Here is a 25477-nt window from a genome sequence, read left to right as displayed (position 1 = left end):
ACGGCCGCTGCCTCGCCGGACCCGCCGCCCGCGCCCACGCGCCGGTGCGGGCCGTCTCCCCTCCCCACCGGTTCGTACTCCCGAGGAGCCTCGTGACCACCTTTGCCGACATATCCGCCGTTCCCGCCCTCCGCGATCCTCACATCCCCGCCGACGGCCTGTACGAAGGGCACCGGGAGCTGCGCCGCGTTCCCGAGGGCTGGGAGGACCGGCCGTACGGACTCTTCGAGCTCGTCCCGCAGTCCGCGACGATCGGCGCCGAGATCAGGGGCCTGGATCTGTCGTCTCCGCCGTCGCCCGCCCTGCGGAACGAGCTCAATCGCGCCCTGCTGGAGTGGAAGGTGCTCTTCTTCCGGGGGCAGCGTCTCTCCGCCGGCGCGCAGCGGGCGTTCGCCCTCGCCTGGGGCGAGTTGGAGACCAATCCGCTGCTGACGGCGGCCGGGGACGCCAAGGACGTGGCGCGCTTCGACCGCACGGCCGTCCCGACCTTCGAGAACGTGTGGCACACGGACGTCACGTTCCGGGAGCGGCCGGCGATGGGCGCCGTGCTGCAACTGCGTGAGGTGCCGCCCGCCGGGGGCGACACCATGTGGGCCGACATGGCGGTGGCGTACGACAATCTGCCGCGCGAGGTGAGGGACCGTATCGACGGGGCGCGAGCCGTTCACGACTTCGTGCCGGGCTTCGCGCGGTTCTACCCCGCCGAGCGCCTGGCCCGGTTCCAGGACGCCTTCCCGCCGGTGGAGCACCCCGTGGTGCGGACGCATCCCGAGACGGGCCGGCGGATGCTCTTCGTCAACACGTCGTTCACCACCAGGATCGTGGGGCTCCCGCGGGAGGAGAGCGACCGCCTGCTGCGGCTGCTGTTCCAGCAGGCGCATGTGCCGGAGTACCAGGTCCGGTTCCGCTGGCAGGCGGGCGACATCGCCTTCTGGGACAACCGCGCCACCCAGCACTACGCGGTCGCCGACTACGGCAGGCACCGGCGGGTCGCCGAACGGGTGGCCATCGCGGGCGACCGCCCGTACTGATACGCCCGGCCGTCCGATCGCCGACCCCGGCCGCCTGATCCGGCCGTCCGATCGCCGCCCGCCCGCCAGGGGTGTCCCGCCGGCTACTGCTTCTCGGTGAGCCCGGCGATGCGCTCGCGGTAGGCGGCGATCTCGCGTCCGGTGAGGGCGAGGCGGCCGGGCCCGGCCTCGTCGGCGGCCAGGAAGGGCGCCTGCTCCATCGCCCGGTACAGCGGTCCCGGCAGATTGAGCAGGAGCTGGCCCTGCTCGGCCGTCTCGATCACCATCCACGAGTTCCGGTCGGCGGCGCCCTCCCCGACGACGTTCGGCTCGATGGTGCTGGCGGCGATGACGGTCAGGACAGGGGGGATCGGGGTCTCTTCGCTCATGCACCCTCCCTATCAGGGCGGCTCGGGCGCCGCCCAGCGATCGCGGCGAGTCCCCCCTGACACAGCCCGTCCGGCCGTCCGCACGGTCACCGCGTCCACCTGGGCTCATTCGCGATGCTGCCAGGAGCATGCCGGGCGGGAGCGCGGGGCGGCCCTGAGAACGCGGCACGGCGCGGGTCCACCCGGGAGACCGGTGGGCCCACGCCGACATGCGGTTGTGCGGTTCTTCGAGCCGCTGGGACGGCCTGGGGTGTGCCGCTCAGTGGCTCGGGCCCCGACCGCCGCCACGGCCCCGGTCGTCATGCCCGGGGGCGTCGAACTCGACCTGCTCCTTGCGGACGTCGGCCGACACCTCTTTCTGCTCGGTGACCTTCTCGGTCTCCATGCGTACGCGCTCCACCGGCACGGCCTCCTTACGGACGACCGCCTCCTCGGCGTGCAGGATCACCTCGGCCTCGGCGTTGCCCATGGGCGAGCGGCCGATCTTCCCGTCGCCCGGCTTGATGGGCTCGCGCACGATACGGACCTCTTCGTGGGTGACCGGCACGGTGGTGGTGACGTTCTCGGTCACGACCACCTTCCGGAGCCGCGCGCGGCCGGACTCGTGCTCCTCGGTGCCGACCCGGAGGCGCTCCTCCGAACGCACCATTTCGTCGTCGCCGCCACCCGTGGCACCGGCCATGGCGGCCTTGGACTCGTCCGTACGACCGGTGGTCCCGGCATCCTGGGCCGAGGCGTCGGTACGGTCGGTCATGCCCGGCTGCGACGTGGCGTCCGTCCGGTCCGGGCCGACGGCGCCCTCGGTTTCGCCGCTCATGGTGTCCTCCCCGCTCCTGCCTTCCGTGGCTGCCGTTCCGGGTGCCGGGCTCATACCCGAGGACCCGCTGCGCTCGCTGGGACGGGCGACGCCGTAGTGGTCGTACAGCTCTTGCTCCTGTGCGACGTCGAGATGCTCGTCGGCGTCCATGCGAGGGGCGTCCTTGACCAGTTCCTTGGCGTGCGGGATCTGGAGACCGCCCTCGTCACGGGTTGCGCCGGCCAGCGGCACGAAGGACTCCTTCATGCCGAACATGCCGGTCTTGACCGTCACCCACTCGGCGCGCCCTGTCTGGTTGTCGAGGTACGCCTGCTCGACACTGCCTATCTTCTCCCCGTCGGCGTCGTAGGCCGTCAGACCTGTGAGTTCACCCACGTGGTGGAAGACATCGTCGGCTGCCATCAGTGATCACTCCTTGGCGGCGAGCCGGCGGGGTCGGAATCCCCGCGCGTCGGCTGACTCGCGTATTTCCATGCGGCACCTGCTGACGGCGGGCGGCAACCAGGGAAATCGCCCCTCTGGCCCGTCCGGGGGACAAAGGGGCGTCGGAGGCGCCCTGCTGGGCTCCGAGCAGATCGGCGGACGGATTCAGCCATTCGGGTGACACCCGAGGGGAGCGCCCGCCGATGCTCACGCGTTGTAGGGGCGCGATGACGGAAAGGAGTCGGATGATACCGACGAATTGATCAGCCGCCCGTCGCCGCTGTCCACACGGCGGTGTCCGGGGCGATCAGATCTCCGTCCAGGCTGTCGCTGGCGAGCAGCACCTCGCCGTCCGGCAGCGGGAGTGAGCGTTCGGAGAGATTGATCCGGCATTCGAACCGGCCCTTGCGGAAGGCCAGTTCGCCCTCGCGCGCGGGCAGCCAGCCGAACGACTCGTCGCCCCGGAAGCGGGTGCGTACGGACAGCGCCGTGCGGTACAGCTCCAGGAAGGAGTCGGGCCGCCCGGTCTGGGCCTCCACCGCGTGGTCGCCCCAGCCCTCCGGCTGCGGGAGCCAGCTCCCGCCGGGCCCGAAGCCGTGGCTGCTGCCGCTGCGGGTCCACGGGATGGGTATACGGCAGCCGTCGCGGCCCTTGGTCGTGCGTCCGGTCCGCTCCCACATGGGGTCGCGCAGCGCGTCGAGGGGCAGGTCGGAGACCTCGGGGAGACCGAGTTCCTCGCCCTGGTAGAGGTAGGCGCTGCCCGGCAGGGCGAGGGTCAGGAGCGCGGCGGCCCTGGCCCTCCGGTGGCCGAGCGCGTCGTCCGGCGCGGGGTCGGTGCCGCCGCCGGACAGCCAGGCGCGGTAGTCGATGCCCTGGGGAAGGGAGTAGCGGGTGCGGTGCCGTACGACGTCGTGGTTGGAGAGTACCCAGGTGGGCAGGGTGCCGACCGCGCGGGCGCCGGTGAGGGAGGTGTCGATGACCTTCCTGAACTCCTCGGCGTCCCAGGGACAGCGCAGATGGAAGAAGTTGAACGCCTGGTGGAGTTCGTCGGAGCGGGTGTAGAGGGGCAGCCGGGACGCGCTGACTCCCGCTTCGGCGACGGTGATCCGGGGAGGCGCGTAGGAGTCGATGATCTTGCGCCAGGCCCGGTATATGTCGTGTACCTCGTCGCGGTCCCAGAAGGGGTGGTTCTCCCCTTCGGGCGGGGAGTTCAGGGAGGCCGAGTCACGTCCCCCCGTGTCCCGCAGGGGTTCCACGAGGTCTTTGCGCAGACCGTGGGCCACGTCGATACGGAAGCCGTCCGCCCCGAGGTCGAGCCAGAAGCGGAGGATGCCCTCGAAGTCGGCGAGGACGTCGGGGTTCTCCCAGTTCAGGTCGGGCTGCTCGGCGGAGAAGATATGCATGTACCACTGGCCGTCCGGGACCCGTGTCCAGGCGCCGCCGCCGAACTTCGACTTCCAGTCGGCGGGCGGCAGGCTCCCGTCCGGGCCCCGCCCGTCGCGGAAGATGAAGCGGTCCCTCGCCGGTGAGCCGGGCGGTGAGGCGAGTGCTTCCACGAACCAGGGGTGCTGGTCGGAGCAGTGGTTGGGCACGACGTCGACGATGACCTTGAGGCCGAGGCCGTGGGCCCGCCGCACAAGGCCGCGGAAGTCGTCGAGGGTGCCGTGGCGCGGGTCGACGCCCCGGTAGTCGGAGACGTCGTAGCCGGCGTCGGTCCAGGGCGAGGGGTAGAACGGGGTGAGCCACAGGGCGTCGACGCCGAGACCGGCGAGGTGGCCGAGCCGGTCCGTGATCCCGCGGAGATCGCCGATCCCGTCGCCGTCCGCGTCGGCGAAGCTCGGGACGTACACCTGGTAGACGACGGCTTCGCGCCACCAGTCCGGGGCGGGCTGTGACAGCCGGCCGCCGGGGGTGTCGAGGGTGTTCGGAATCACGGGTGCCTCTCGTGCTCATCTTCGGTCGGGCCTGTGGTGCGGGTTGTGCCTGATGCGTAGGTGGTTCCTGCGACGGGTGGTGCGTCGTACGAGGGACAGCCTGTCACCGTCGCGCGGCAGGCTGAAGGACGGATCTTCGAATGGTTATGGAAGGGATGTCCGAAGGACGTGAGGGCGCGGGCGGTGAAAGCCGATCCGGCGGGTAGCGGATGACAGACCTGGTCGTCCCGTCACACCGGAGGAGATTCCATGCCGTCCTCACTGATCGAAGCCGTCGACATCAAGGCTCCCGTCGCCGTGAGCTGGTCCCTGTGGAAGGACGTCGAGCGCTGGCCCGCCTTTCTCAGTCATGTCAGGCATGTGGAGCGCATCGACGATTCCCTGTTCGCCTGGCAGGTCTCCCTGCCGGGCGCCGACAAGAGCTTTGTGGCGGAGCTCACGGAGGTCGTCCCCGAGGACCGCATCGCCTGGCGGACCACCGAGGGCGTGCACCACGCGGGAGTCGTCACCTTCCACCGGCTCAGCGACACGGAGAGCCGGGTGACGCTCCAGATCGAGTACGACCCGCAGGGGTTCGTGGAGCACCTGGGCGCGCTCACCAATCTGGACTCGACGCTGGCCAACTACGACCTCGGGGAATTCCGGAAGATGGCCGAGAGTGCGGCGGCGCTGCCCTGACTCCGCCGTACGGAGCGAGCGTACACACCGAAGCGTCCCGCCCGATTTCTCGGACGGGACGCTTCGGTGTTTCGGTGTGGGGCCCGCGCGGGTCTCTCGTGGGCCGTTTCGCCAGGGCCGGTCCGTCGTACGGTCCGGCGCGGGTCGGCGGGCTCAGGACCTGCGGGACCTGCGACGGGCCCGAGCGACGGCGAGGACGACCACCGCCACTCCCCCGGCGACCAGCAGCGGCCGGGGGTTGGCGCGCCCGGTCCCGGCGGCCTTGGTGGCCACCTCCTTGCCGGTCACCGCGGCCCTCGTGGCCGCGTCGCGCACCCGTTCCGGCGTGTGCTCCTTGATCTGGTCCCTGACCTGCTGACCGACCTCGACGACCTGGTCGCGGACCTCGGCGGCCTTCTCCTGCGTACGGCCTTTCACATCGGCCTTGGCGGCGAGCTGCCCCACCGAGTCACCGAGCCGTTCACGCGCTTCCTCGACCCGGTGCCTGGCTCCGGCCACCGTGTTGTCGTCGGACCCCTCGGGCCCGTGCGAGTTCTTGCTCATCGGTGCGCCCTCTCCTTGATCTCCTTGATGTCGGCCTTGACGCTCTCCGTGGTCCGCTCCGGCGTCAGCGGCGCGGCCTCACGGGTCCCCGGCGGCCCTGCCCCGCCAGCACCGCGGCGGTGATGGCGAGCACCGCGGTGACGATCAGCGCGGAGGCCCAGACCGGGAGCACCAGGGCGAGCGCGGCGATGACCGTCGCCACGAGCGCCTGGAGGGCGAGGACGCCGACGAGCGCGGCGCCTCCGTAAAGTCCGCCGCCGCGGCCGGCTCTTCTGCCCTTCTCCCTCATCTCGGCGGTCGCGAGCCGGAGTTCTTCCCTGACGAGCTGGGAGAGCTGCTCCGAGGCCTGCTGCACCAGCTCAGCCGCCGACTTCTCGGTCTGCTGGGTCACGGTGGTTCGCCTCCAACGAAAATCGGCGGGCTGCCCACCGGGGCGGGGACGGACATCCCCTGAGCCGGTGGGCCGGCGGGCTGGGCGTCAGTGCTTGAAGGTGTCCTTGGCCTTCTCCTTGGCCATACGCGCGTCGCTCTTGGCCTGGTCGACGCGGCCTTCGGCCTCCAGCCGCTCGTCGCCCACCGCGCGCCCGGTCGTCTCCTTGACCTTGCCCTTGGCGTGCTCGACCTTCGCCTCGGTCTTCGAGTTCTTCTTGGTCATGTCACTCACGTCCTCTGGTGCCGATGAATCGGATGGACGCTATGCGTGTGACCCTTGACGCGGCGGCCAAACACCCCTCGGGCGCCGCCCTTTACGCTCGGCCCGGGCCGTCAGGCGTCCGGGCCCCGGCGGGTGCGCCGGCGTTCCAGGCTGCGGCGCAGATGCTCCGTCATCGCCTCCGCCGCGCGGTCCGGGTTTCGGCGCAGGATCGCGCGCAGGACGCGGTCGTGCTCGGCGAGGGTCAGCGGGCCGGCGCCCGGGATGCCGCTGAGCCGGAAGATATGCAGATGCGAGTGCAGCCGCTCCACCGCGTCGGCCAGCAGTGAACGGCCCGCGGCCCGCGCGATCGTGTCGTGGAAGCGCTGGTCGGCGGCGGCGAACTCGCGGTAGGCGACGTACCGTTCGCCGGATCCCGGCCGGCCCCGCATCTCCTCCACCAGATTCTCCATGGCGTCGAGCTGCTGCTCGTCCGCGTTCACCGCGGCCAGGGCGGTCGCTCTCGGCTCCAGGAGCAGGCGCATCTCGAACAGTTCCTCAAGGCCCTGGGGAGTGAGGAGTTCGGTGGCGCGATAGCCGGCGAGCGAGCGCTTCGTGACGAGCCCGTCGGACTCCAGCCGCGCCAGCGCCTCGCGTACGGGCGTGGGTGACACCTCAAGCGTCCGGGACAGGGATTCGATGCCGACGCGGGCGCCCGGCTCGATCTCGTGATCCATGACCATCGCCTTGACGGCCTCGTAGACGCCGTCGGCGAGGACCTGGCGCGGCGGCCCGGGGGCACCGGTGTTCTCCGTGCCCCCCGCCCGGCCCGAAGTCGTGTCCGACAAGGTCAGGTCTCCTCAATGCCGCGCCCGAGCAGTCCTCCATATTCTATAGGACTCACTCGACCGCCACCGGGCCCGTTGTGCCTACTCCATCAGGAAGACCCGCTCCATCGGAGTCCACCACTGGTCCGGCCCCGCCTCGGGGACCGGCTCCTGGCAGGGGTCGGTCAGCTTCCACCACTCCCGCGTCGCCTCGTCGGCGGCCATCGCCGCGAGATCGGCCGCCAGATCGTCGCCGTGGTACTCGAAGTAGCTGAAGAGCCGGTCACCCAGCAGGTGGATCGAGTAGTTGGCGATGTGGCAGGCGCGCAGCCTGGCGAGTACGGGCTCGGGCACCGCCCGGTGAAGTTCCCGGTACTCCTCCAGCTTCTCCGGCCGCACCTTGATAACCTGTGCGATGCGCTGCATCAGCCCTCCACCACCGTCCGCCGCGGAATCCACCATCAGCGGGAACCTATAGGAACGACCCCAGACAGAGAAGCCCAGGACGGAACAAATTCCCGGCGCACAGTGGCTGACGTGCGGCCGTGGCTCATGGCTAACCTCAAGACGCTTCTAACTTCCTATAGGAAATCTGGCTGTCTCTGGAGGCGTCATGGCCGCTCCCCCACCACTCCCCGGTTCGTCAAGGCGGTCGCCGTCACTCGCGCCGGCCGCCGTCGCCACGGCCCTGTCGGACCTGCGGTGTCTGCGCGCGGGTGAACCGCTGTGGCGCCTGGCCGGCGGGGCGCACAAGCGGCTGCCGGTGTACGACACCGAGGGCGGCCGGCTCCATCTGTCGGCCGGGGAACTGGTCGAGAACGCCAAGGCGGCCCGGGCAGCCGGGCTGCGTGGCGTGAAGCCGCTGACGGGGGCCGGGGCGATCCGTCGGGCACGTACCTTCGAGCCGCTCGACATCGCCTGGTTCGAGGAGCCGATGCCCGCCGAGGACGTCGCCGGCCAGGTACGGCTCGCCCGCTCGACCACTGCCCCCGTCGCCGTGGGCGAATCGATCTACAGCCTGGGGCACTTCGCGGAGTATCTGTCGGCGGGTGCGGCGGGGATCGTGCAGGCCGATGTCGCCCGGGCTCGGGATCGAGTGGGACGAGGACGCGATCGGGGACCTGCGCGTCGCCTGATCAGTCCTCAGCCGGGGCCGTGGCGTGGTCCCGTACCGCGTGGGAGTAGAAGACGGACTTCTGCTGCTTGGTGCGGTGGGCCTCGGACTTGGCGACGAGCTGTTCCAGCGCGTTCCGTACGACGTTGACGTTGGAGTTGCGCGCCGGGTGGTCCGCGGCCAGTTCGGCCGCGAGCTCCGCCGCCGAGCGCGGCTCGCCGTGCGCGGCCAGCAGGGTGCCCACCAACCGGGCGAGACTGGGCTGCTTCTCGGCCGCCGCGGCGCCTCCGGATGCCTTGGCACGGGCTTTGGCCGGGGCCTTGGCCGGGGCCTTGGCCCGCTTCCCCACCTTGCCGGAGCCGGCCGATGCCTTCGCGGGGCGCTTCGCCGTCCGCGGTCCCGGCACCTTCGGGCTCCGCGCGGCGTCGGACCCGGCGCCGTCGGCGAACACCCGCTGTACGCCGAGCAGCAGGGAGTGGTCCCGCTCCAGCCTCTCCAACTGGCCCTGAAGCGAGTCGATCTCACCGCGGAGGCGTTTTCGCTCCGACGCGTTGCGCTCCAGGTCGGCAGCGACCTGGGCCTCGTACTGTGACTGGACGCTCGTGAACTCGTTGACGGCGGTGCCGGACATGAATGGCTCACTTCCTCTGGATGACGTCTGCGTGGCGTCCCCCGGTTGTCCGCGATGGTACTTCCGCCGGCGTGTCCATCCCGAAGCCGACCGTCAGGTAACACCTTGCTGAACCATGCGTGGTTGCTGGGTGGGCGCGGGGGGCAAGTGCACTTCGAGCGGTGATCCCGCCGCGACAGTCGAAAAGAGAGTGAGGGCCGGGATGGGTGACATGTGGGTATTCGCTGTCGAGTCGGGCCATGTGCCGGGTATGGACCTCACCGGTTACAGCGTCCATGCGACCGACGGGACGGTGGGCAGCGTGGACAGACAGTCCGAGGGCTCACCGTTCGAACACCTGGTGGTGGACACCGGGATGTGGGTCTTCGGAAAGAGTCTCGTCATTCCCGCGGGGCTGGTGACCTCGATCGATCCGGCCGCGCGGGTGATTCGCGTCGCCTGTACGAAGTCGACCGTGAAGGGCGCTCCGGTGTTCGAGCGCGATCACGACACCAGGGACCCGGTGTACCTCGGTGGTCTGAGCACCTATTACTCCTCTTTGGTCACCACTTCCTGATACCCCGCCACGCACCAGTGCCCCGGCAGGACGCTGCCGGGGCACTGGCGGACACACGGACGTGTCCCTGGGCTGAGGTGTCCTAGGCGGGGACGATGTTCTCCGCCTGGGGGCCCTTCTGACCCTGCGTGACCTCGAAGGTCACCTTCTGGCCCTCCTGGAGCTCACGGAAGCCCTGGGTGGCGATGTTGGAGTAGTGGGCGAAGACGTCGGGGCCTCCACCGTCCTGCTCAATGAATCCGAAGCCTTTTTCCGAGTTGAACCACTTGACGGTACCGCTGGCCATGTGTCCTCCAAAGGACTCATAACGGTCCCCGCACCGTGCGGGAACCGGAGGTGATCGCCCTGGTCCTCAGAGACGTTGAACAGCCGAATCGCCCGCGACTGTGATCACGGGCGACAAAGTACTTCGGAACCACGACAGCTAAAACTGACGCTACACGTCTCCTCGCTTCCAGACCACAGAAACGATCAAGCGTGACGCCCGACAACACCCGCACAGGGCAGTGACAGCGCGCCGCGAGCCGCATTATGTCCTCCGGGAGAGGGAAGCGTCCGTGAATGTCCCCTCCCCGCCTCGCGTGTCGAATCTGTCGGTAGGGTGAGAGGTGATGTTCACCCCACAGGGCCCGACCCTCCGCGAACTGACCGTGCAGGCGCTCTCGTCGACCGAGCGCGGCTACGACCTGCTCGCGCCGAAGTTCGACCTGACCCCCTTCCGTACTCCGGACCGCGTGCTGGACGCCGTGGCCGACGCCCTCGGGCACCTCGGCCCCTTCCGCGCCGGGCTGGACATCTGCTGCGGCACCGGAGCCGGTGTGGACGTCCTGCGGGAGGTGTGCGTCGAGCGGGTCACCGGTGTCGACTTCAGCGCCGGCATGCTCGCCACCGCCAGGTCCGCCGTGCTGCCCAAGGACGGGGCGGGCGGGGGCGGTTCGCGGGAGGACGGTTCCGGCGGGCCCGCCGTCGACTTCGTACGGGCCGACGCCCGTGCCCTCCCCTTCCGCGCCGCCTTCGACGTGGCCGTGAGCTTCGGCGCGTTCGGCCACTTCCTGCCGTCCGAGCGTCCCGCGCTCTTCACACGGGTGCGTGAAGTCCTGCGGCCCGGGGGCGCCTTCGTCTTTCCGGTGCCCGCGCCGCCGCGCGTGGGTTCGCGGCTGTACTGGACGCTCTGGGGCTTCGACGCGGCGATGCGGGCGCGCAACGCGATGTGGCATCCGCCGTTCGTCATGTACTACCGCACCTTCCGGCTCGCCGATGTGGTGGACGAGTTGACGCGTACGGGCTTCGAGGTGGATCTCGTCGCGCTCGACGGCCTGGGGCGGCTGCCGGACGGAAGCCCGCGCTGTCGCCTGGTGGTCGCGCACCGGCCGTGACCGGCCGGGGCATCAGGCCGCCGGGCCGGGCGCTCCCGTACGCCGCCAGGCCCAGCCCAGCATGACGAGTGAGGCGAGCGCGGCGAAGGCGCACCAGGTCGAGACCCACTGCATCCGCCAGATCACCGCGCAGATCACCGCCCCGACGGCGACCAGGACGCCGAGCAGCCGCACCGTCCGGTCGGCGGCCAGCAGCAGGGCGCCGATCGTCGCGAGGAGGTAGCCGGCCACGGCGATCTCCGGCTGTGGCAGGTGGACGGCGTATCCGATGGTGTGGCCGCGGATGTCGGCCGTCACCTCGCGGGTGGCCAGGTAGTAGGAGAGCGCGGCCGAGGTGGCGGCACCGGAGACGATGGGCAGGGCCAGCCGTCCGCGGGACCCCGGTGGCGAGGCCACCAGTACGGCCAGCGGGATCCAGAGCGCCAGCAGTGGTATCGCGATGACGGCCCAGGCGGTGGTGGCGGGCCCCGCGCCGCCGCCCGAGTTCCATACGACGGCCTCGACGATCTGATGGGCGCCCAGGAGCAGGGGCAGCGCGGCGAGCGGGAGATCGCGGGCCCGGCGTACGCGCGCGACACAGACCGCACCGATCACGCTGATACAGACGCCCGCGGTGAGGTCGGCGGTGGCGCTCCAGCACATCGTGCCATCCAGGGACCGAAAGGGGCGGTGATGGTGTGATCACCGCATAACGGGTCTGATCGTACGGTTTCGGGGAGCGCCCGAGCGGGTGACACGGCCCTTGGCCGGGGCCCCGGGTCACTGCCGGGCGGACAGACACGGACAGACGCACGAAAGGACCGACGGCAGTCCGTCGGTCCTTTCGTGGTGAAGCTGTCGGGTCTGTCGGAGGTCTGTCAGATCCGGCCTCCGGTCATCCTGGCGAGCCGGCCCCGCGGCTTGGCGGTCTGCCGCCCGAGGGCGAAGGCCCCGCCGGCCAGGCCGACGACACCGGCGGCGGCTCCCGCCGCGATCGCCTTGCGGTGCTTGACGACCGTCCACGCGGTGGTGGCCGTGGAGGCCGCCTTGCCCGCCGTCGACACCACGGCCTGCCGGCTGCTTTCCCAGCCGGCGGTGGCCGCGCGCTTCGTCGCCTCGCCGGCCGACCGCACACCCGCTTCGGCGGACTTCTCGGCGGCCCGCACAGATGACTTGGCCTTCGAGGCTGCGACCGCCGAGTCCGTCTTGGCACGGCTCGCGGCGTTGCTGCTGGTCTGCCGCGCCTTGGAGGCGGCGGCCTTGCTCGCGCCGAGCTTCGCCGCCGTACCGTTCGCGTTCCTTTTGGCTTCGCTGTCCTCAGTCATGAGGTTCGTGTTGCCGCTCGACGCGGGCTGAAACACCGGGCCCGACCGATTGGTGCGATGCCTCGCTTCACAGGCGCTGCCAGAGCGCGGGGACGTTCGGGGGCTGCCAGCCGGGCTGTGCCTGGTGGGCCTGGAGGCAGCGGTAGGTGGCGCCACCGTAGGTGACCTGGGCACCCGCCGCGTAGACGGTGCCGGCCGCCCATGTTCCGCCCGGCTCACCGGGGTCGCCGGGGTCCCCCGGGTCGCCGGGCCCTGTGGTGGTCCTGAGAGTCAGGGCGTACGCCTGAAGCAGCGGGTTGATGGGCTGGTAGAAGGTCGTGCCGCCGGACGAGCAGTTGCCGGAGCCGCCGGAGGTGACGCCCTGGGCCTGGCTGCCGGAGATGAACGACCCGCCGGAGTCGCCCGGTTCGGCGCAGACGGTGGTGCGGGTCACGCCGGAGATGGTGCCTTCGGGGTAGGTGACGCTGGTGTTGTGCTGCTGGACGACGCCGCAGTGCCAGCCGGTGGTGGAGCCGGACCGGCAGACCGACGCGCCGACCGGTGCCTGGGTGGACCCGGTGACCTGGACGTTGGCGCCGCCTTGGCCCTTGACGTACGGGGTGGCTGTCCAGCTCGTGTTGGTGGCGACCCAGGCGGTGTCCCGGCCGGGGAAGGTGGAGGCCTGGAAGGACCCCTGTGCGACCTGGTTGTAGCCGCTGGTCGTGGTGCCGGGGCGGCCGCAGTGGCCCGCGGTGGCGAAGCCCTGCTGGGTTCCCCTGGTGACGGCGAAGCCGACGGAGCAGCGTCCGCCGCCGTTCATGTAGTACGCGTCGCCGCCCCGGATGTCGTGGAGCGCGCGCGGCCGGTCGGCCGATGTCTCGACGCGGACGAGGTCGCGGTCGATCCCGGCGGCGCGGATGAGGTCGTGTGCGGCGGCGGGCCGGACGGCCTGGACGACGACGGCGTTCGTGGGGACGTCGACGTACCGGACGGGTGCGTCGGCCGCCCCGGTCCGGGCGGCGGCCCGGTCGAGAGTTCTCATCGCCGATTCGAGTGCGGCGAGGGGGTGCGGTACGACGGTGGCGACGGCGCCGGCGGCCTCGATGGCCGGGACGTCGGCGGGGTCGGTCGTGGCGACCGTGAGCCGGGCGGATTCGGCGCCCTGGACCCAGGCACCGGCGTACGCCTCGCCGAGTTCGAGTCCGAGCCGGCCGGCGGTCGCGCCGGCCTCCGCCTCGTTGGCCAGCCGGTGGCGGGCCTGCGCCTGGGTGAGGCCGAGGTCGCGCCGCATCGCCGACAGCAGGGCGGGGGAAGCCTCGGCGGCGGCCAGGGTGTCGGCCGCCGGGCGGGGGGTGGCGGCGGACCTGGTGGTCGTGGCGGACGCCGTGCCCGGCAGGCCGGCCAGCAGGAGTGCGCCGACGGCCGCGAGCGCGGCGCACGCGCTCGCGGCGTGTCTGTGGAGCATGGGGAGTCTCCTCGGTTTCGGTGAGGTGGAGGTGCGGGCGGGGAAGCACCGAAACCGTAGGAGTGGTCAACCGCCGTTCATAAGATGCCAGTTCTCCCTCTGCCTGGCGTTATGGATGACGCCCCGGGTCCCCGGCCGTGTCTCTACGACGGCCGCCCGGCGTGGAGGCTGCCGGGCGGCAGCGAGGCGAGGGGGCCGTGCCCGCCGTCGAGCCAGTCGGCGTAGCTCTCGCTGCGTGCCGCGGCCTCCGCGTGCGCGGCGCGTGCCTGCTCGAAGACGGCGGGCACGCTGTCGGCCGCCCGCGAGGCCGGGTGCCAGCCGAGCAGGTGCCGCCAGCTGAGCGGGGTGCCGGCCAGGGGTCTGGTCACCAGTCCGGCGGTGTTGGGGAAGGTGGCGCGGCAGAGTCCGACAGCGCGGCCGACCTGGACGAGATGGACGCAGGAGGCGGTGTCCGTCTCGTACACGCTGGTGGGGGTGAAGCCGGCGCGGGCGCAGGCGGCGGTGAAGCAGTCGGCGAAACAGCCGTCGCCCGGTACGTCGGCCCACGCCTCGTCGGCGAGCTCGGCGAGGCCGATTTCCTGGCGGCCTGCCAGCGGGTGGGCGGCGGCGAGCATCACGAAGACGGGGTCGCTGGCGATTTCGCGCCACTCCAGCCGCTCGCCCGCGGGTGGGCGGCTCGCTCCGCAGGAGCCGATCAGGGCGTAGTCGATCCGCCCTTCGGCGACCGACGCGGCGATCTCCCGTTCGGACCAGGAGGTGTACGTGGTGACGGGGATGCCCGGGTGGGCGGTGACGAGCCGGTCCACGAGCCCGCCGAGAAGGGGGCCGTGGGTGCCGCCGAGACGGAAGCGGCGGGTCTCCTCCGGGGTGCGGGCGAACCGGACGGCGTCCTGCTGGAGTTCGGTGACCGCGGGCAGCACGATCCGGGCGCGGGCCAGCACGAGCTCACCGAGGGGTGTCGTACGTACGCCCTGCCGTCCACGCTCGAACAGCCGCCCGCCCAGGGCGCTTTCGATCCGCTTCAACTGCGCGCTGAGGGCCGGCTGGGCGAGGCCCAGCACGGACGCGGCCTTGGTGAGGCTGCCCGCGTCGGCTATGGCACGGATCGTCTTGAGATGCCGCAACTCCAGCTCCATGAGGCGAGCTTGGACTTCGGCCCGTTCGAGGGCAATAGTCAGGTCCAGACCAACAGCTGCTACGGGGCGTACGCCGGGCGTGCGCGCCCGAGGGCCCGTATGGCGGTGTACGCCCCCGGAGGTCCCTCGGACCGGTCGGCCCTGCCCTGCGACGCGGCGACAGTCGCGTATGCCCGGCGACGGGCGGACACTGGAAGGGAGGAGGCGAGTCATGCGCAAAGTAGCTGACTGCAGGGATTTCCCGAGCGACAGCAAGTGCACGCTCACGATCTCCGGTGAGGAAGAGGAAGTGGTCCGCGCCGCCGGTGATCACGCGGTGAGCGTGCACGGACACGCGGACGGGCCCGAGCTGCGCGAGCAGATCCGGTCCACGCTGAAGGACGAGGTCCCTCAGCACGCCTGAGACCGAAGGGCGGATTCATGGAAGCGGACAAGGGTGACAGGCTCGTGGTTCACGGGCGGATCGTTGGCGAGCAGGACCGGGTGATGGAGGTCGTCGAGGTACTGGGACCGCCTCATTCACCGCCTTTCCGGGTGCGCGACGAGCGCGGTCATGAATTGATCATGGTGCCGGGCCCTGATTCACAGGTGGAGCGTCCAGGAGACCGTCGGCCGGGCGCCTGATGCCCGGGCTCGTCGTTCTCACCACTGTCGGCGCACGGTCGCCTTGGTGCCCGTCACCAGGCTGGCCGGCGGGACGTCGTCGGCCACGACGGCGCCCGCGGCGACCACCGCGTCACGGCCGATGCTGACGCCGGGCAGGATCGTGGCACCGGCACCGATCCACACGTTCTCCGCCACGTCGATGGGCGCGCCGGTGAGGTAGAGCCGCCGCTCCTCGGGATCGACCGGATGCCCGCCGGTGATGAACGTGACCTTCGGGCCCACCATCACGCGCTCGCCGAGCCGGATACCGGCGTAGTCCAGGAACGTGCAGTTCTGGTTGATGAACACGCGCTCGGAGAGGTCGAGGTTGAGGCCGTGCTCCGTGAAGAAGGGCGGATAGATCGTGACCCCCGGCGGCAGTGGCTTGCCGAGGATCTGTTCGAACAGTGCCGCCTTGCCAGCTTCGTCGTCGAAGGGCAGGACGTTCAGGCGCGAGGTGAGTTCCGTGACCCGCAGGACTCTCTCTGCCATGGCTCTGAACTCTGCGCTGTGGATGCGCATGAGACGGTCGCTGGACATGCCACGATCCCTTTCTGGTGTACGGGTGACCGAACCGGCCCGAGGGCGAGCCGGCGTCATCGGGACCGGGACGCGGTGTGGCCGCGTCGTTGCTCCGTCGCCCAGGACGGGAGCCAGACCGGCTCGGGGAGTCCGGCGAGGCTTCCGAGGTGGGCGACGACGCGACGGAGCCCCGGATGTGGATTCGTGCGGGGGAGGATGAGCGAGAGCGGGTACGCGAGGGTCGGATTCTCGACGGGGATGCGGCGCAGGTCGTGGGTGGGCGGCCAGATGTACCGGTCCCGCGCCCCGACGAGGGTGGCCACGTCCGAGGAGTCCGCGAGGGTGTCGAGGAGTACTTCGTCGCCGAAGTGCGGACCCGCCGCGTCGATCCGCAGGTCGAAGTCGGTCGCCAGCTGATCGTAGAACTCCGCCCATTCGCTTCCGGGTTCGATGCCCGGCACCCAGATCCGGTGCTTGCGCAGCTCCGTCGGTGTCAGCCGGCGCGCCGAGGCGAGCGGGTGCCCCGGACCGACGAGAAGTTCCAGCGGGGAGTCGAACGCGGGGATCATCCGCACGTCGGCCGGCAGTACGGCCGGGTCGGTGACGGTACGGAACGAGGCGTCGATGTCACCCGTTTCGACGGCGGCGACCGCCACGCGCGGGTCGCTGACCCTGAGGGTCACCACGTCGAGATCGGTCTCGGGATGCGAGCGCCAGTAGTCGTGCAGCACGACCGCCTGTGCGCTTCGCAGACCGAGCACGTCGATCCGAAGGGCCCGGGAGCCCGGTCTGACCGCGGCGACGGCGCGCTCGACACCGGCGACGATGCTCCGCGCGTGCGGGAGGAACGCCTGACCGTCGAGCGTCAGCTCGACCCCTCGGGCCGTACGGGTGAACAGACGCACTTCCAGCGCGCGCTCCAGGGCGGCGATCCGCTTGGAGACGCCCTGCTGTGTCATGCCCAGTTCGTCGGCGGCCTGCCGCAACCGCCCGAGCTCGGCAGCCCGGACGAACGATCGCAATGCCTCGGTGTCCACCGGCACATCGTAGGAGTGCCCAACCAATGGTTGTGGCTCGCCGAGGACTCGTTGTTCGATCCCGCCGCGATGGCCGCGCCCCGGCACCCGGATGTGAGGAAGCTCCGCCGGACGAGGTCCCGGTTCCTCATTGACAAGGTCGGTTAATCAGATTAGCTTTTAGCTAACAACATTAGCCATGGGGAGATGTCATGACCGAGTACCTCGCCGTCGACAGCGGCACGATCGCTTACGAGGTGGCCGGATCCGGCCCGCTGATCGTTCTCGCGCACGGCATGGGCGACAGCCGCGCCTCGTACCGTGCCGTGATCCCGCGGCTGGTGGCCGAGGGCTACCGGGTCGCCGCGGTCGATCTGCGCGGCTGCGGCGAGTCCAGCGTCGGCTGGCCCGCCTGGAGCCGCACCGCCATCGCCGGTGACCTGCTCGCCGTGATCCGCCATCTGGGCGGGCCGGCCGTACTGGTCGGCCACTCGATCTCCGGTGGCGCCGCCACCGTCGCCGCCGCGCGGGAGCCCTCGCTGATCACCGCCGTCGTCGAGCTGACGCCGTTCACCCGCAAGCAGTCGGTCCGCATCGGCGATCTGAGGGTCAAGCGTTTCCGGCAGGGCATGCTCCGCCTGCTCGGCGCGGGCGCGTTCGGCAGTGTGCCGCTCTGGCGCTCGTATCTCGACGTGGCCTACCCCGGCACGAAGCCGGCCGACTGGGCCGAGCGGCTCGGCCGTGTCGAGTCCCTGCTGCGCGAGCCGGGCCGGATGAAGGCCCTCCAGGGCATGGGCCGCAGCGCCCCGACCGACGCCGGCGCGCAGCTCGGCAACGTCCGCTGCCCCGTCCTGGTCGTGATGGGCACCCTCGACCCCGACTGGGCCGACCCGCGCGCCGAGGGGGCGGCGATCGTCGACGCCCTGCCGCCCGGCCTCGGCCGCCTGGAGATGATCGAGGGCGCCGGGCACTACCCGCACGACCACTTCCCCGACCAGGTCGTCTCGCTCACGCTCGCCTTCCTCCGGTCGGACGCCGCCCGTGCCTAGGGCCGGCCTGGACCCGGCGGCCGTGGTCGCGGCCGGTGCCGCCCTCGCCGACGAGGTGGGCCTGGCCAATCTGACGATGGGCCTGCTCGCAGAGCGGCTGGGCGTGCGCACCCCGTCCCTGTACAAACACGTGGGCGGCCAGGAAGACCTCAACCGGCGCATCGCGACTCTGGCGTTGGGCGAAGCCGCGGACGCCATCGGCGGCGCGGTCCAGGGGTACGCGGGCCGTGACGCCCTGGCGGCCGCGGCGCGTGCCTTCCGCGCCTTCGTCCTGGAACATCCCGGCCGGTACGGCGCCACGATCGGGGTGGAACCGCACGGCCCGGACGATCCGCTGGCCGTCGCGGGCCGGCGGTCGCTCGGGGCGTTCAGGGCGGTCCTGCGGGGCTACGACATAGCCGAGCCCGACGTGGACCACGCTCTTCGTATGCTCCGCAGCCTCTGCCACGGCTTCGCCACGCTGCAGGCGGCCAACGGCTTCCAGTGGAGCGCCGACATCGACGAGAGCTTCGAGTGGCTCATCTCCTTCGCCGACCGGGGCCTGCGCGCCATGTGAGGAGCGTGTCGGCGCCGGCCGCCCGGCCGGCGCCCGCGGCCTCAGGACGACACGCGCATGAGATGGATCGCCGTGCTGGCCCAGTCGCCCTCGGGGAGCTCCAGCGGCAGTCCGTGTTCGAGCAGCACCGTCGCGTGGTGCCGCACCCCGGTCGCCACGTCCCGGTAGACCGCCCCCGCTTCGAGTCCGGCGAGATGGACGGGCAGCTCCGGGCGTCCCCGGCGCGGCGCCCGCTGCCAGGCGAGCACCAGGGCCTCCGCCCGGTCGGGCGAGGTGTACTGCACGACGGTGGGTCCGTCGTCCACCGGTCCCCGCAACCGGTGCTGGACACCGTGCTGGACCAGATGGCGGATCTGCTTGTAGGTGCCCACGAACCCGGCCGCCTCCGCGATCTCCTCGTCCGACCAGCGGGTCAGATCACCGCCGACGGCCAGCAGCCCGGCCATCGCGACATGGAAGCGGAAGGCCAACGGCACGGTCCGCGCGGTGAGTTCGTTGGGCACGTCGGTGACCCAGGCGGCCATGGTCGACGCCGGGTAGAGCTGGCTGTAGCCGTGCTGGATGCCGATGCGGTCGGCCGCGTCCGTGTTGTCGGACGGCCATGCCTGGTCCGTACGGGACAGGATGCCGAGGTCCACGCGCCCGCCGCCGCCGCTGCACGCCTCGATACGCAGCGCGGGATGGTCCGCGCGCAGCCGGTCGATGACGCGGTAGAGGTTGTGCACGTACGCGCTCCACAGCCGGTCGTCGCCGTCCGGTCCCGCGCCGCCGGGGCCCGCCTCGCTGAACGGGCGGTTCATGTCCCACTTGAGGAAGTCGACGCCGTTGTCCGCGACGAGTGCGGTCAGCCACTCGTACGCCCAGTCGGCGACGTCGTCCCTCGCGAAGTTGAGCACGAGCTGGTTGCGCAGTTCGGTGCGCGTGCGGTGCGGGAAGTGCAGGATCCAGTCGGGGTGCGCGCGGTAGAGGTCGCTGTCGGCGTTGACCATCTCCGGCTCCACCCAGAGGCCGAAGAGCATGCCGAGACGGTGCACCTCGTCGGAGAGTGGCGTGAGGCCCTTGGGGAACCGGTCGGGTGACGGCGTCCAGTCGCCGAGCCCGGCCCGGTCGCCGCGCCGGGCGCCGAACCAGCCGTCGTCCATGACGTACAGCTCGGCCCCCAGTTCGGCGGCGCGCGCCGCGAGGGCCATCTGCCGCTTCTCGTCGATGTCGAAGCCGGTGGCTTCCCAGGAGTTGTAGAGCACGGGGCGGAGCTCGTCGGGATGCGGCAGGACGTGCGCGCGGGTGTACGCGTGCCAGGCCCGGCTCGCGGCTCCGAAGCCGCCCTCGGTGTGGAGCCCGGCGAAGCACGGTGTGGTGTGCGTCTGTCCGGGGCCCAGGCGCAGGGTGGTGGAGTCGTGTCCCGCGCCGCCGGTGAAGCCGGCCCGGCCGTCGGAGGTGCGCTGGGCGGTGATGCGCCAACTGCCGCTCCAGGCGAGGGCGGCGCTCCACACCTGGCCGTGGTCCTCGGTCGCGCCCCCGTCGTCCAGCATGACCCACGGATTGAGATGGTGACTGGATATGCCGCGCCGGCTGGTCAGGACGGTCTCGCCGAACGCCAGTGTCTCGCGGCGGAGTTGGGTCTCGGCGGCCCACTGGCCGGTGACATGGCCGAGCCGGTAGCCGGCGCGCGGCGGCAGGGTCCAGGCGGCGGAGTCGGCGCGCAGCACGACGATGTCGTCGGTGCCGGTGTTGCACAGCGTCGTCCAGCGCTCGATCACATCGCTGTCCTGGTGCACGCGGTAGTGCAGGACGATGTCGAGCGGGTAGTGCCGGTCGCGGAAGAGCAGGTCCAACTCGGCCGCCCCGCCGGGGGTTTCACGGATGTCGTGGCCGACGGCCGCCCATTCGAGTGCGCGGGTGCCGTCGGCGAACCGGACCTGGAGCGAGGGCACGCCGTAGCGGGCGCCGCCGTCGACGGGCAGTTCCTCGCCGACCGGGGGCCGGCCCTCGAAGCTGTTGGCCTCACGGTCCACGGGGTGGGGGCGCCCCGCGATCTCCCGCGCCTCGTCCAGGGTCAGCCTGCCGCCCCAGGCCACATGACACGGCGCGCCGCTGCTGTCGGTCCGCACCGCGTACGAGGTGTGCGGAGTGCTGAGCAACCACAGGGCGGCATCCGGGGCGTAGGAGATCTGGGGCATGGAGATCCTCACGTTCGGGGGCAGCACTGTGACGGCAGGTAGCCAATCCCGCCCTTTGATCCGCTGTCAAGTGCCCTGCTCCCACAAACTTTTCTCATGAGAAGGCATGATCAACTTCAACTTCGCAGGGTTCCTGCTTTTTTTATTGACAGAGGAAATTAACTCACCTACGTTTCCGGCCATGTCAACGACCGACCAGGTGGAGGCGTTTCCGGCGGCCACACCCGCCGCCTCCTTGGTCTTCACCACCGTGCTCTCCCAGGGCCCCCTCTCCCGGGTGGAGCTCTCCCGGCGCACCGGCCTCTCGTCGGCCGCGGTGACCAAGGCCGTACGCCCGCTCATGGCGGCCGGTTACTTCGTCGAGGCCGCGGACGAGAGTGCGCCGCCCGCCGTCGGCCGGCCGGCCAACCCGGTACGGGTGGACGGCGGCAGGGCCCTGTTCATCGGCGTGAAGGTGACGGCCGACGAGGTGATCGCGGTCCTGGCGGACCTGTGCTGCCGGATCCGGCTGGCCCGGCACGTACCGCTCACCGCACGTGAGCCCGGTGCCGTGATCGCCGTGATCGCCGAGCTGACGGCCGAGTTGAGGACGGAGGCCGAGGGGTTCGGCGTCCCGGTCCAGGGCCTCGCGGTCGCCGTGTCGGGGGATGTGGACCGGGCGGCCGGAGTCGTCCGCTACTCCCCCTTCCTCGACTGGCGTGACATCGCCCTCGCCGAACTCACCACGGCGGTGACCGGACTGCCCGCGACGGTGGACAACGACGTACGGGCGCTGACCGTCGCCGAGCAGTGGTTCGGCGCGGGAGTGGGACTCTCCAACTTCGCGCTGGTCACCGTCGGCGCCGGGATCGGCTGCGGCCTCGTGGTCAACGGACGGGTGGTCTCCGGGGCGCACGGGGTGGCCGGTGAGATCGGCCATCTGTCCATCGACCCGCGAGGGCCGCTGTGCCACTGCGGCAACCACGGCTGCGTCGAGGCGATCGCCTCGGACTCGGCCATCGTGCGCCGTATCGAGCGCGACACGGGCGAGCCGCTGGCCGGCCCCGCGCAGGCACTCGAACTGGCCCACGGCGGCAGCCCGGTGGCCCGCGAGGCGTACGCGGACGCGGGCGCCGCGATCGGCCGGGCGATCGGCTCCGTGGTGAATCTGCTCGGCCCCGAGCGGGTGATCATCTCGGGCGAGGGGCTCGCGGCCTACGACCTGTTCGCCGCCCAGATCAAGGAAGCGTTCTCCGCGACCGCTTTCAGCACCGCCGACCAGTGCGACGTGATCACACGTCCGCTGGCATTCGAGGAGTGGGCGCGCGGGGCCGCGGCCACCGCGATACAGACCTTCATCGGGTCCGACACCTTCTAGGAGAAGCGATGACGCAGCAGAGCCGCATACCCGGAGCCGGTGGTCCGAGACGACGCAGCGTCGTCAACGGACTGATGGGGGTCGGAGCGGCCGCACTCGCCGGGCCCGCCCTGGCGGCGTGCGGCGGCGGCCCTCCGGCCGCCGACCCGAAGACCGTGACGTTCGGCTCCAACGGCGCCGACGCCACACCCAAGAAGGCCTACGCGGCGGTGACCGAGGCCTTCACCAAGGACAGCGAGCTGAAGGTCAAGACCAACACGGTCGACCACGACACGTTCCAGAAGAGCATCTCCAGCTATCTGCAGGGCACGCCGGACGACACCTTCACCTGGTTCGCCGGTTACCGCATGCAGTACTTCGCGGAGAAGAAGCTGGCCAGTCCCATCGACGACGTGTGGGAGACCATCGGCTCCGGGTTCAGCGAGGCCGCGAAGCAGCTCTCCAAGGGCAGCGACGGCAAGTACTACTTCGTGCCGCTGTACAACTACCCGTGGGCGGTCTTCTACCGCAAGAGCGTATTCAAGGAGCGCGGTTACACGCCGCCCACCACCTGGGCGCAGTTCGTCGCGCTGGCCAAGAAGATGAAGAAGGACGGGCTCTCCCCCATCGCCTCCGGCTACGGCGGCGGCGACAGCTGGTCCATCCTCGGAGCCTTCGACTATCTGAACCTCCGGGCCAACGGCTACGACTTCCACATGGAGCTGATGCGCGGCGACGTCGCGTGGAACGACCGGCGCATGAGCACCGTGCTCGATCTGTGGCGGGAACTCGCCCCGTACTACCAGCCGGGTGCCGGCGGGCGTTCGTGGCAGGACGCGGCCCAGTCGCTGCTCGACAAGAAGTCCGGCATGGCCGTCATCGGACTCTTCCTCGGCCAGCAGATCACCGACACGGCGCTGCGCGAGGACATCGACTTCTTCCCGTTCCCGGAGGTCGACCCGGCGCACGGCACGGACACCGTCGAGGCGCCGACCGACGGATTCATGCTGAGCCGCAAGCCCAAGAACACCGAGGGCGCGGTCAAGTTCCTGGAGTTCCTCGGCAGCCCCGAGGCCGAGAGCATCTACATGGGCGTCGACCCGAGCAATGTCGCCGTCCACAGCAAGGCCGACACCAGCAAGTACAACGCGCTGCAGAAGAAGTCGGCCGATCTGATCGGCTCGGCCAAGCACATCACGCAGTTCGGTGACCGGGACAGCGACCCCGGCTTCATCTCGACCGTCGTGCTGCCCGGTCTGACGCAGTGGCTCGGCCACCCGGACGACGGCGCGGCCACGCTGAAGAAGATCGAGTCGCAGCGCTCGCGCTTCTTCTCCGGCTGATCCGGTCACGACGCGCGAGACGCCTGAGACACCCGAGCCGCCACCCCGCCGATCCGCCCGAGGGACGCCCACCCCTATGACTTCCACAATCAAAGCACCGGAGGAACCGGTCGCGCCGGCCGTGCCAGACGTCCCGGCCCGCCGGCGCAGGCCGCGCCGGCTCGGCCTGCGCGACAGGCTGTTCCTCGGCGTCATCGTCGGGGTGCCGCTGCTGGCCCTGCTGATCTTCGTCTGGCTGCCCGCTCTCGCCTCGTTCGCCCTCTCCTTCACCAGTTGGGACGGCCTCTCGCTGTCCGACATCGACTGGATCGGCTGGGACAACTACCGTGAGATCTTCACGAATTACCCGCCGTTCTGGCCGGCCGTCCAGCACAACGTCATCTGGCTGCTGTTCACCGCGCTGCTGCCGACGCCGTTCGGCATCTTCCTCGCGTACCAGCTCGACCGGAAGATCCGCTTCACCCGGATCTACCAGACCGCGATCTTCCTGCCCATGGTGCTGTCCCTCGCCGTGGTCGGGCTGATCTGGGAGATCATCTACAACCCGGACAACGGCCTGCTCAACGGCATCATCGGTTCGGTCTCGCCGGGCACGCACATCGACTGGCTCGGCGACCCCGACCTCAATCTGTGGGCCGTGCTCGTCGCGTCGGCGTGGCGGCACACCGGCTACATCATGATCCTCTATCTGGCCGGGCTCAAAGGCTTCGACCCCGCCCTCAAGGAGGCCGCCGCGCTCGACGGCGCCAACGGGCGGCAGACATTCCTGCGCGTGGTCTTCCCCGCGCTGAAGCCGGTCAACATCGTCATCCTCGTCGTCACGGCGATGGAGTCGCTGCGCGCCTTCGACATCGTGTACGTCCTCGGCGGCGGTATCGGCAGCAAGCCCGGTATGGAGCTGCTCTCCCTGCTGATCACCGACAACATCGTGGGCGAGACCAGCCATATCGGCTACGGGTCGGCGATCGCGGTCATCATGCTGCTGGTCTCGCTGACCGCCATCTGCACCTTCCTCGTACAGAACTTCCGCAAGGACAAGGAGGAGGCGTGACCGCGACAGCCACACCTCCGGCGGCCCCGCCATGGGCACCGCAGGCCACACCTGCCTCGAAGCCCTCGCGCCCGAGGCGCCAGACGGGCCGGCATCTCTTCCTCGCCGGTATCTCCCTGCTCTGGCTGGTCCCGCTGCTGTGGGCGATGTACACCTCGCTGCGGCCGTACGAGGACACCGCGAAGAACGGCTATCTCTCCTGGCCGAGCGGTCTGAGCCTGGAGAACTTCACCGACGCGTGGGCGCAGTCGGGGCTGGCGCACTTCTTCTGGAACTCGGTGCTCGTCACCGTGCCCGCCGTGCTCGGCACCCTGTTCTTCTCCGCCGCGGTCGCCTTCTACGTATCGCGCTTCGACTTCCGCTGGAACATCGCGCTGCTGATGCTGTTCACCGCGGGCAATCTGCTCCCCGCCCAGGTGCTCATCACCCCGCTGTACCGGCTGTACCTCCAGTGGAACCTGCCCGGCTGGATGAGCGACTCGTATCTGCTCTACAACTCCTACTGGGGCATCATCGTCATCCATATCGCCTACCAGTGCGGCTTCTGCACCTTCGTGCTGAGCAACTACATGAAGACGATCCCGAAGGAGATCACCGAGGCCGCGCTCGTGGACGGCGCGCCCGTGTGGCGGCAGTTCTTCCAGATCGTGCTGCCGCTGTGCCGCCCGGCCTTCGCCGCGCTCGCGACGCTGGAGTCGATCTGGATCTACAACGACTTCTTCTGGCCGCTCGTACTGATCGAGACCGGCGACAAGCGCCCCGTCACCTCCGCGCTCGCCAGCCTGGAGGGGCAGTACTTCACCAATCCCAACCTCATCGCGGCCGGCGCCCTGATGACCGCGATTCCGACGCTGATCGTGTACTTCGCGCTCCAGCGCCAGTTCATCAGCGGTCTGACCATCGGCGCGGGCAAGTAGGCCGCAGCGCCCACCCCCCGCACCTCCCTCCCACCCCCGCTCCTCCCCA

Annotated in this window: 28 protein-coding genes and 2 pseudogenes; 13 read left to right on the top strand and 17 right to left on the bottom strand. The window is 70.6% G+C overall.

Features of this window, described 5'->3' with window-relative positions:
- Positions 1-92 precede the first annotated feature (92 nt).
- Positions 93-1031, top strand: coding sequence for a TauD/TfdA dioxygenase family protein (locus tag IEY79_RS03790; RefSeq protein ID WP_189105827.1), 939 nt, complete (start codon positions 93-95; stop codon positions 1029-1031).
- An 83-nt stretch (positions 1032-1114) separates the two neighbouring features.
- Here IEY79_RS03790 and IEY79_RS03785 read toward each other — a convergent pair whose 3' ends face one another.
- The 3 genes from IEY79_RS03785 to IEY79_RS03775 all read right to left on the bottom strand — a co-directional run bounded on the left by IEY79_RS03785 (position 1115) and on the right by IEY79_RS03775 (position 4573).
- Positions 1115-1399 (bottom strand): hypothetical protein, encoded by a 285-nt coding sequence (locus IEY79_RS03785; RefSeq protein ID WP_189105826.1) that lies wholly within the window; start codon positions 1397-1399, stop codon positions 1115-1117.
- Positions 1400-1658: 259 nt separating this feature from the next.
- On the bottom strand, positions 1659-2618 hold the full coding sequence (locus IEY79_RS03780) for a PRC and DUF2382 domain-containing protein (RefSeq protein WP_189105825.1): 960 nt from the start codon (positions 2616-2618) through the stop codon (positions 1659-1661).
- 284 nt (positions 2619-2902) lie between these two features.
- Complete coding sequence (locus IEY79_RS03775) at positions 2903-4573, bottom strand: glycoside hydrolase family 13 protein (protein WP_229700603.1); 1671 nt, start codon at positions 4571-4573, stop codon at positions 2903-2905.
- A 249-nt stretch (positions 4574-4822) separates the two neighbouring features.
- Between IEY79_RS03775 and IEY79_RS03770 the strand changes: the two genes are divergently transcribed.
- Complete coding sequence (locus IEY79_RS03770; RefSeq protein ID WP_189105824.1) at positions 4823-5251, top strand: SRPBCC family protein; 429 nt, start codon at positions 4823-4825, stop codon at positions 5249-5251.
- A 153-nt stretch (positions 5252-5404) separates the two neighbouring features.
- Here the strand turns inward: IEY79_RS03770 and IEY79_RS03765 are convergent, their stop codons facing one another.
- The 5 genes and pseudogenes from IEY79_RS03765 to IEY79_RS03745 all read right to left on the bottom strand — a co-directional run bounded on the left by IEY79_RS03765 (position 5405) and on the right by IEY79_RS03745 (position 7678).
- Positions 5405-5794: a DUF3618 domain-containing protein gene (locus IEY79_RS03765; RefSeq protein WP_189105823.1), complete on the bottom strand. Its 390-nt coding sequence runs from the start codon at positions 5792-5794 to the stop codon at positions 5405-5407.
- Positions 5791-6185 (bottom strand): annotated as a pseudogene (locus tag IEY79_RS03760) (phage holin family protein). The gene IEY79_RS03765 and the pseudogene IEY79_RS03760 overlap by 4 nt, the downstream one beginning before the upstream one ends.
- An 87-nt stretch (positions 6186-6272) precedes the next feature.
- Entirely contained in the window at positions 6273-6449 is a 177-nt protein-coding gene (locus tag IEY79_RS03755; protein WP_189105822.1) for a CsbD family protein, read from the bottom strand.
- A gap of 110 nt (positions 6450-6559) precedes the next feature.
- Positions 6560-7273, bottom strand: a complete 714-nt coding sequence (locus IEY79_RS03750; RefSeq protein WP_229700602.1) for a GntR family transcriptional regulator — start codon at positions 7271-7273, stop codon at positions 6560-6562.
- Between the two features lie 81 nt (positions 7274-7354).
- The gene (locus IEY79_RS03745) at positions 7355-7678 is read right to left on the bottom strand and encodes an L-rhamnose mutarotase (protein WP_189106029.1); all 324 of its coding nucleotides are present in this window, start codon (positions 7676-7678) and stop codon (positions 7355-7357) included.
- A 187-nt stretch (positions 7679-7865) separates the two neighbouring features.
- Here IEY79_RS03745 and IEY79_RS37190 point away from each other — a divergent pair.
- Positions 7866-8279: pseudogene (locus IEY79_RS37190) on the top strand (enolase C-terminal domain-like protein); the annotation flags it as partial.
- A gap of 109 nt (positions 8280-8388) precedes the next feature.
- Here IEY79_RS37190 and IEY79_RS37185 read toward each other — a convergent pair.
- Positions 8389-8997, bottom strand: a complete 609-nt coding sequence (locus tag IEY79_RS37185) for a hypothetical protein (protein ID WP_229700601.1) — start codon at positions 8995-8997, stop codon at positions 8389-8391.
- 211 nt (positions 8998-9208) lie between these two features.
- Here IEY79_RS37185 and IEY79_RS03735 point away from each other — a divergent pair, with 211 nt between their 5' ends.
- On the top strand, positions 9209-9553 hold the full coding sequence (locus tag IEY79_RS03735) for a PRC-barrel domain containing protein (RefSeq protein WP_229700600.1): 345 nt from the start codon (positions 9209-9211) through the stop codon (positions 9551-9553).
- An 82-nt stretch (positions 9554-9635) separates the two neighbouring features.
- On the opposite strand, the gene IEY79_RS03730 is transcribed toward IEY79_RS03735, so the two are convergent.
- Entirely contained in the window at positions 9636-9839 is a 204-nt protein-coding gene (locus IEY79_RS03730; RefSeq protein ID WP_023543681.1) for a cold-shock protein, read from the bottom strand.
- Positions 9840-10164: 325 nt separating this feature from the next.
- Between IEY79_RS03730 and IEY79_RS03725 the strand changes: the two genes are divergently transcribed.
- The gene (locus IEY79_RS03725; protein WP_189105819.1) at positions 10165-10929 is read left to right on the top strand and encodes a class I SAM-dependent methyltransferase; all 765 of its coding nucleotides are present in this window, start codon (positions 10165-10167) and stop codon (positions 10927-10929) included.
- A gap of 12 nt (positions 10930-10941) precedes the next feature.
- Here IEY79_RS03725 and IEY79_RS03720 read toward each other — a convergent pair whose 3' ends face one another.
- The 4 genes from IEY79_RS03720 to IEY79_RS03705 form a co-directional block, all read right to left on the bottom strand.
- Positions 10942-11571 carry a DUF6629 family protein gene (locus tag IEY79_RS03720; RefSeq protein ID WP_189105818.1) on the bottom strand — a complete coding sequence of 210 codons (630 nt, stop codon included), beginning with the start codon at positions 11569-11571 and terminating at the stop codon, positions 10942-10944.
- Positions 11572-11786: 215 nt separating this feature from the next.
- A complete protein-coding gene (locus IEY79_RS03715) occupies positions 11787-12233 on the bottom strand; it encodes a hypothetical protein (protein WP_189105817.1) in 447 nt (148 codons plus the stop codon).
- A 67-nt stretch (positions 12234-12300) separates the two neighbouring features.
- Complete coding sequence (locus tag IEY79_RS03710) at positions 12301-13677, bottom strand: carbohydrate-binding protein (protein WP_189105816.1); 1377 nt, start codon at positions 13675-13677, stop codon at positions 12301-12303.
- 143 nt (positions 13678-13820) lie between these two features.
- A complete protein-coding gene (locus IEY79_RS03705) occupies positions 13821-14813 on the bottom strand; it encodes a LysR family transcriptional regulator (RefSeq protein ID WP_189105815.1) in 993 nt (330 codons plus the stop codon).
- 211 nt (positions 14814-15024) lie between these two features.
- Between IEY79_RS03705 and IEY79_RS03700 the strand changes: the two genes are divergently transcribed.
- A complete protein-coding gene (locus IEY79_RS03700; protein ID WP_189105814.1) occupies positions 15025-15216 on the top strand; it encodes a DUF1059 domain-containing protein in 192 nt (63 codons plus the stop codon).
- Between the two features lie 17 nt (positions 15217-15233).
- Positions 15234-15437 carry a DUF1918 domain-containing protein gene (locus IEY79_RS03695; protein WP_189105813.1) on the top strand — a complete coding sequence of 68 codons (204 nt, stop codon included), beginning with the start codon at positions 15234-15236 and terminating at the stop codon, positions 15435-15437.
- An 18-nt stretch (positions 15438-15455) separates the two neighbouring features.
- Here the strand turns inward: IEY79_RS03695 and IEY79_RS03690 are convergent, their stop codons facing one another.
- Positions 15456-15998 (bottom strand): DapH/DapD/GlmU-related protein, encoded by a 543-nt coding sequence (locus IEY79_RS03690; protein ID WP_189105812.1) that lies wholly within the window; start codon positions 15996-15998, stop codon positions 15456-15458.
- Between the two features lie 56 nt (positions 15999-16054).
- Entirely contained in the window at positions 16055-17017 is a 963-nt protein-coding gene (locus tag IEY79_RS03685) for a LysR family transcriptional regulator (protein ID WP_189105811.1), read from the bottom strand.
- 191 nt (positions 17018-17208) lie between these two features.
- Here IEY79_RS03685 and IEY79_RS03680 point away from each other — a divergent pair, with 191 nt between their 5' ends.
- Together IEY79_RS03680 and IEY79_RS03675 are read left to right on the top strand one after the other, a co-directional pair.
- Positions 17209-18045, top strand: coding sequence for an alpha/beta fold hydrolase (locus IEY79_RS03680; protein ID WP_189105810.1), 837 nt, complete (start codon positions 17209-17211; stop codon positions 18043-18045).
- A gap of 22 nt (positions 18046-18067) precedes the next feature.
- The gene (locus tag IEY79_RS03675) at positions 18068-18601 is read left to right on the top strand and encodes a TetR/AcrR family transcriptional regulator (protein ID WP_189106028.1); all 534 of its coding nucleotides are present in this window, start codon (positions 18068-18070) and stop codon (positions 18599-18601) included.
- Positions 18602-18642: 41 nt separating this feature from the next.
- Here IEY79_RS03675 and IEY79_RS03670 read toward each other — a convergent pair whose 3' ends face one another.
- The gene (locus IEY79_RS03670; protein ID WP_189105809.1) at positions 18643-20781 is read right to left on the bottom strand and encodes an alpha-galactosidase; all 2139 of its coding nucleotides are present in this window, start codon (positions 20779-20781) and stop codon (positions 18643-18645) included.
- 181 nt (positions 20782-20962) lie between these two features.
- On the opposite strand from IEY79_RS03670, the gene IEY79_RS03665 reads away from it, so the two are divergent.
- The 4 genes from IEY79_RS03665 (at position 20963) to IEY79_RS03650 (ending at position 25428) form a co-directional block, all read left to right on the top strand.
- Positions 20963-22138 carry an ROK family transcriptional regulator gene (locus tag IEY79_RS03665; RefSeq protein ID WP_189105808.1) on the top strand — a complete coding sequence of 392 codons (1176 nt, stop codon included), beginning with the start codon at positions 20963-20965 and terminating at the stop codon, positions 22136-22138.
- Between the two features lie 8 nt (positions 22139-22146).
- Positions 22147-23460, top strand: a complete 1314-nt coding sequence (locus tag IEY79_RS03660; protein WP_189105807.1) for an ABC transporter substrate-binding protein — start codon at positions 22147-22149, stop codon at positions 23458-23460.
- Positions 23461-23536: 76 nt separating this feature from the next.
- Positions 23537-24511, top strand: coding sequence for a carbohydrate ABC transporter permease (locus tag IEY79_RS03655; RefSeq protein ID WP_189105806.1), 975 nt, complete (start codon positions 23537-23539; stop codon positions 24509-24511).
- A complete protein-coding gene (locus IEY79_RS03650; protein WP_373292459.1) occupies positions 24508-25428 on the top strand; it encodes a carbohydrate ABC transporter permease in 921 nt (306 codons plus the stop codon). Before IEY79_RS03655 ends, IEY79_RS03650 begins: the two co-directional genes overlap by 4 nt.
- Positions 25429-25477: the final 49 nt, after the last annotated feature.

This window comes from Streptomyces camponoticapitis (genome assembly GCF_014646115.1).
GTDB classification, from domain to species: Bacteria; Actinomycetota; Actinomycetes; order Streptomycetales; family Streptomycetaceae; genus Streptomyces; species Streptomyces camponoticapitis.
The sequence above is the reverse complement of the archived record's forward strand: the minus strand, read 5'-3'. Positions and strand labels throughout refer to the sequence as shown.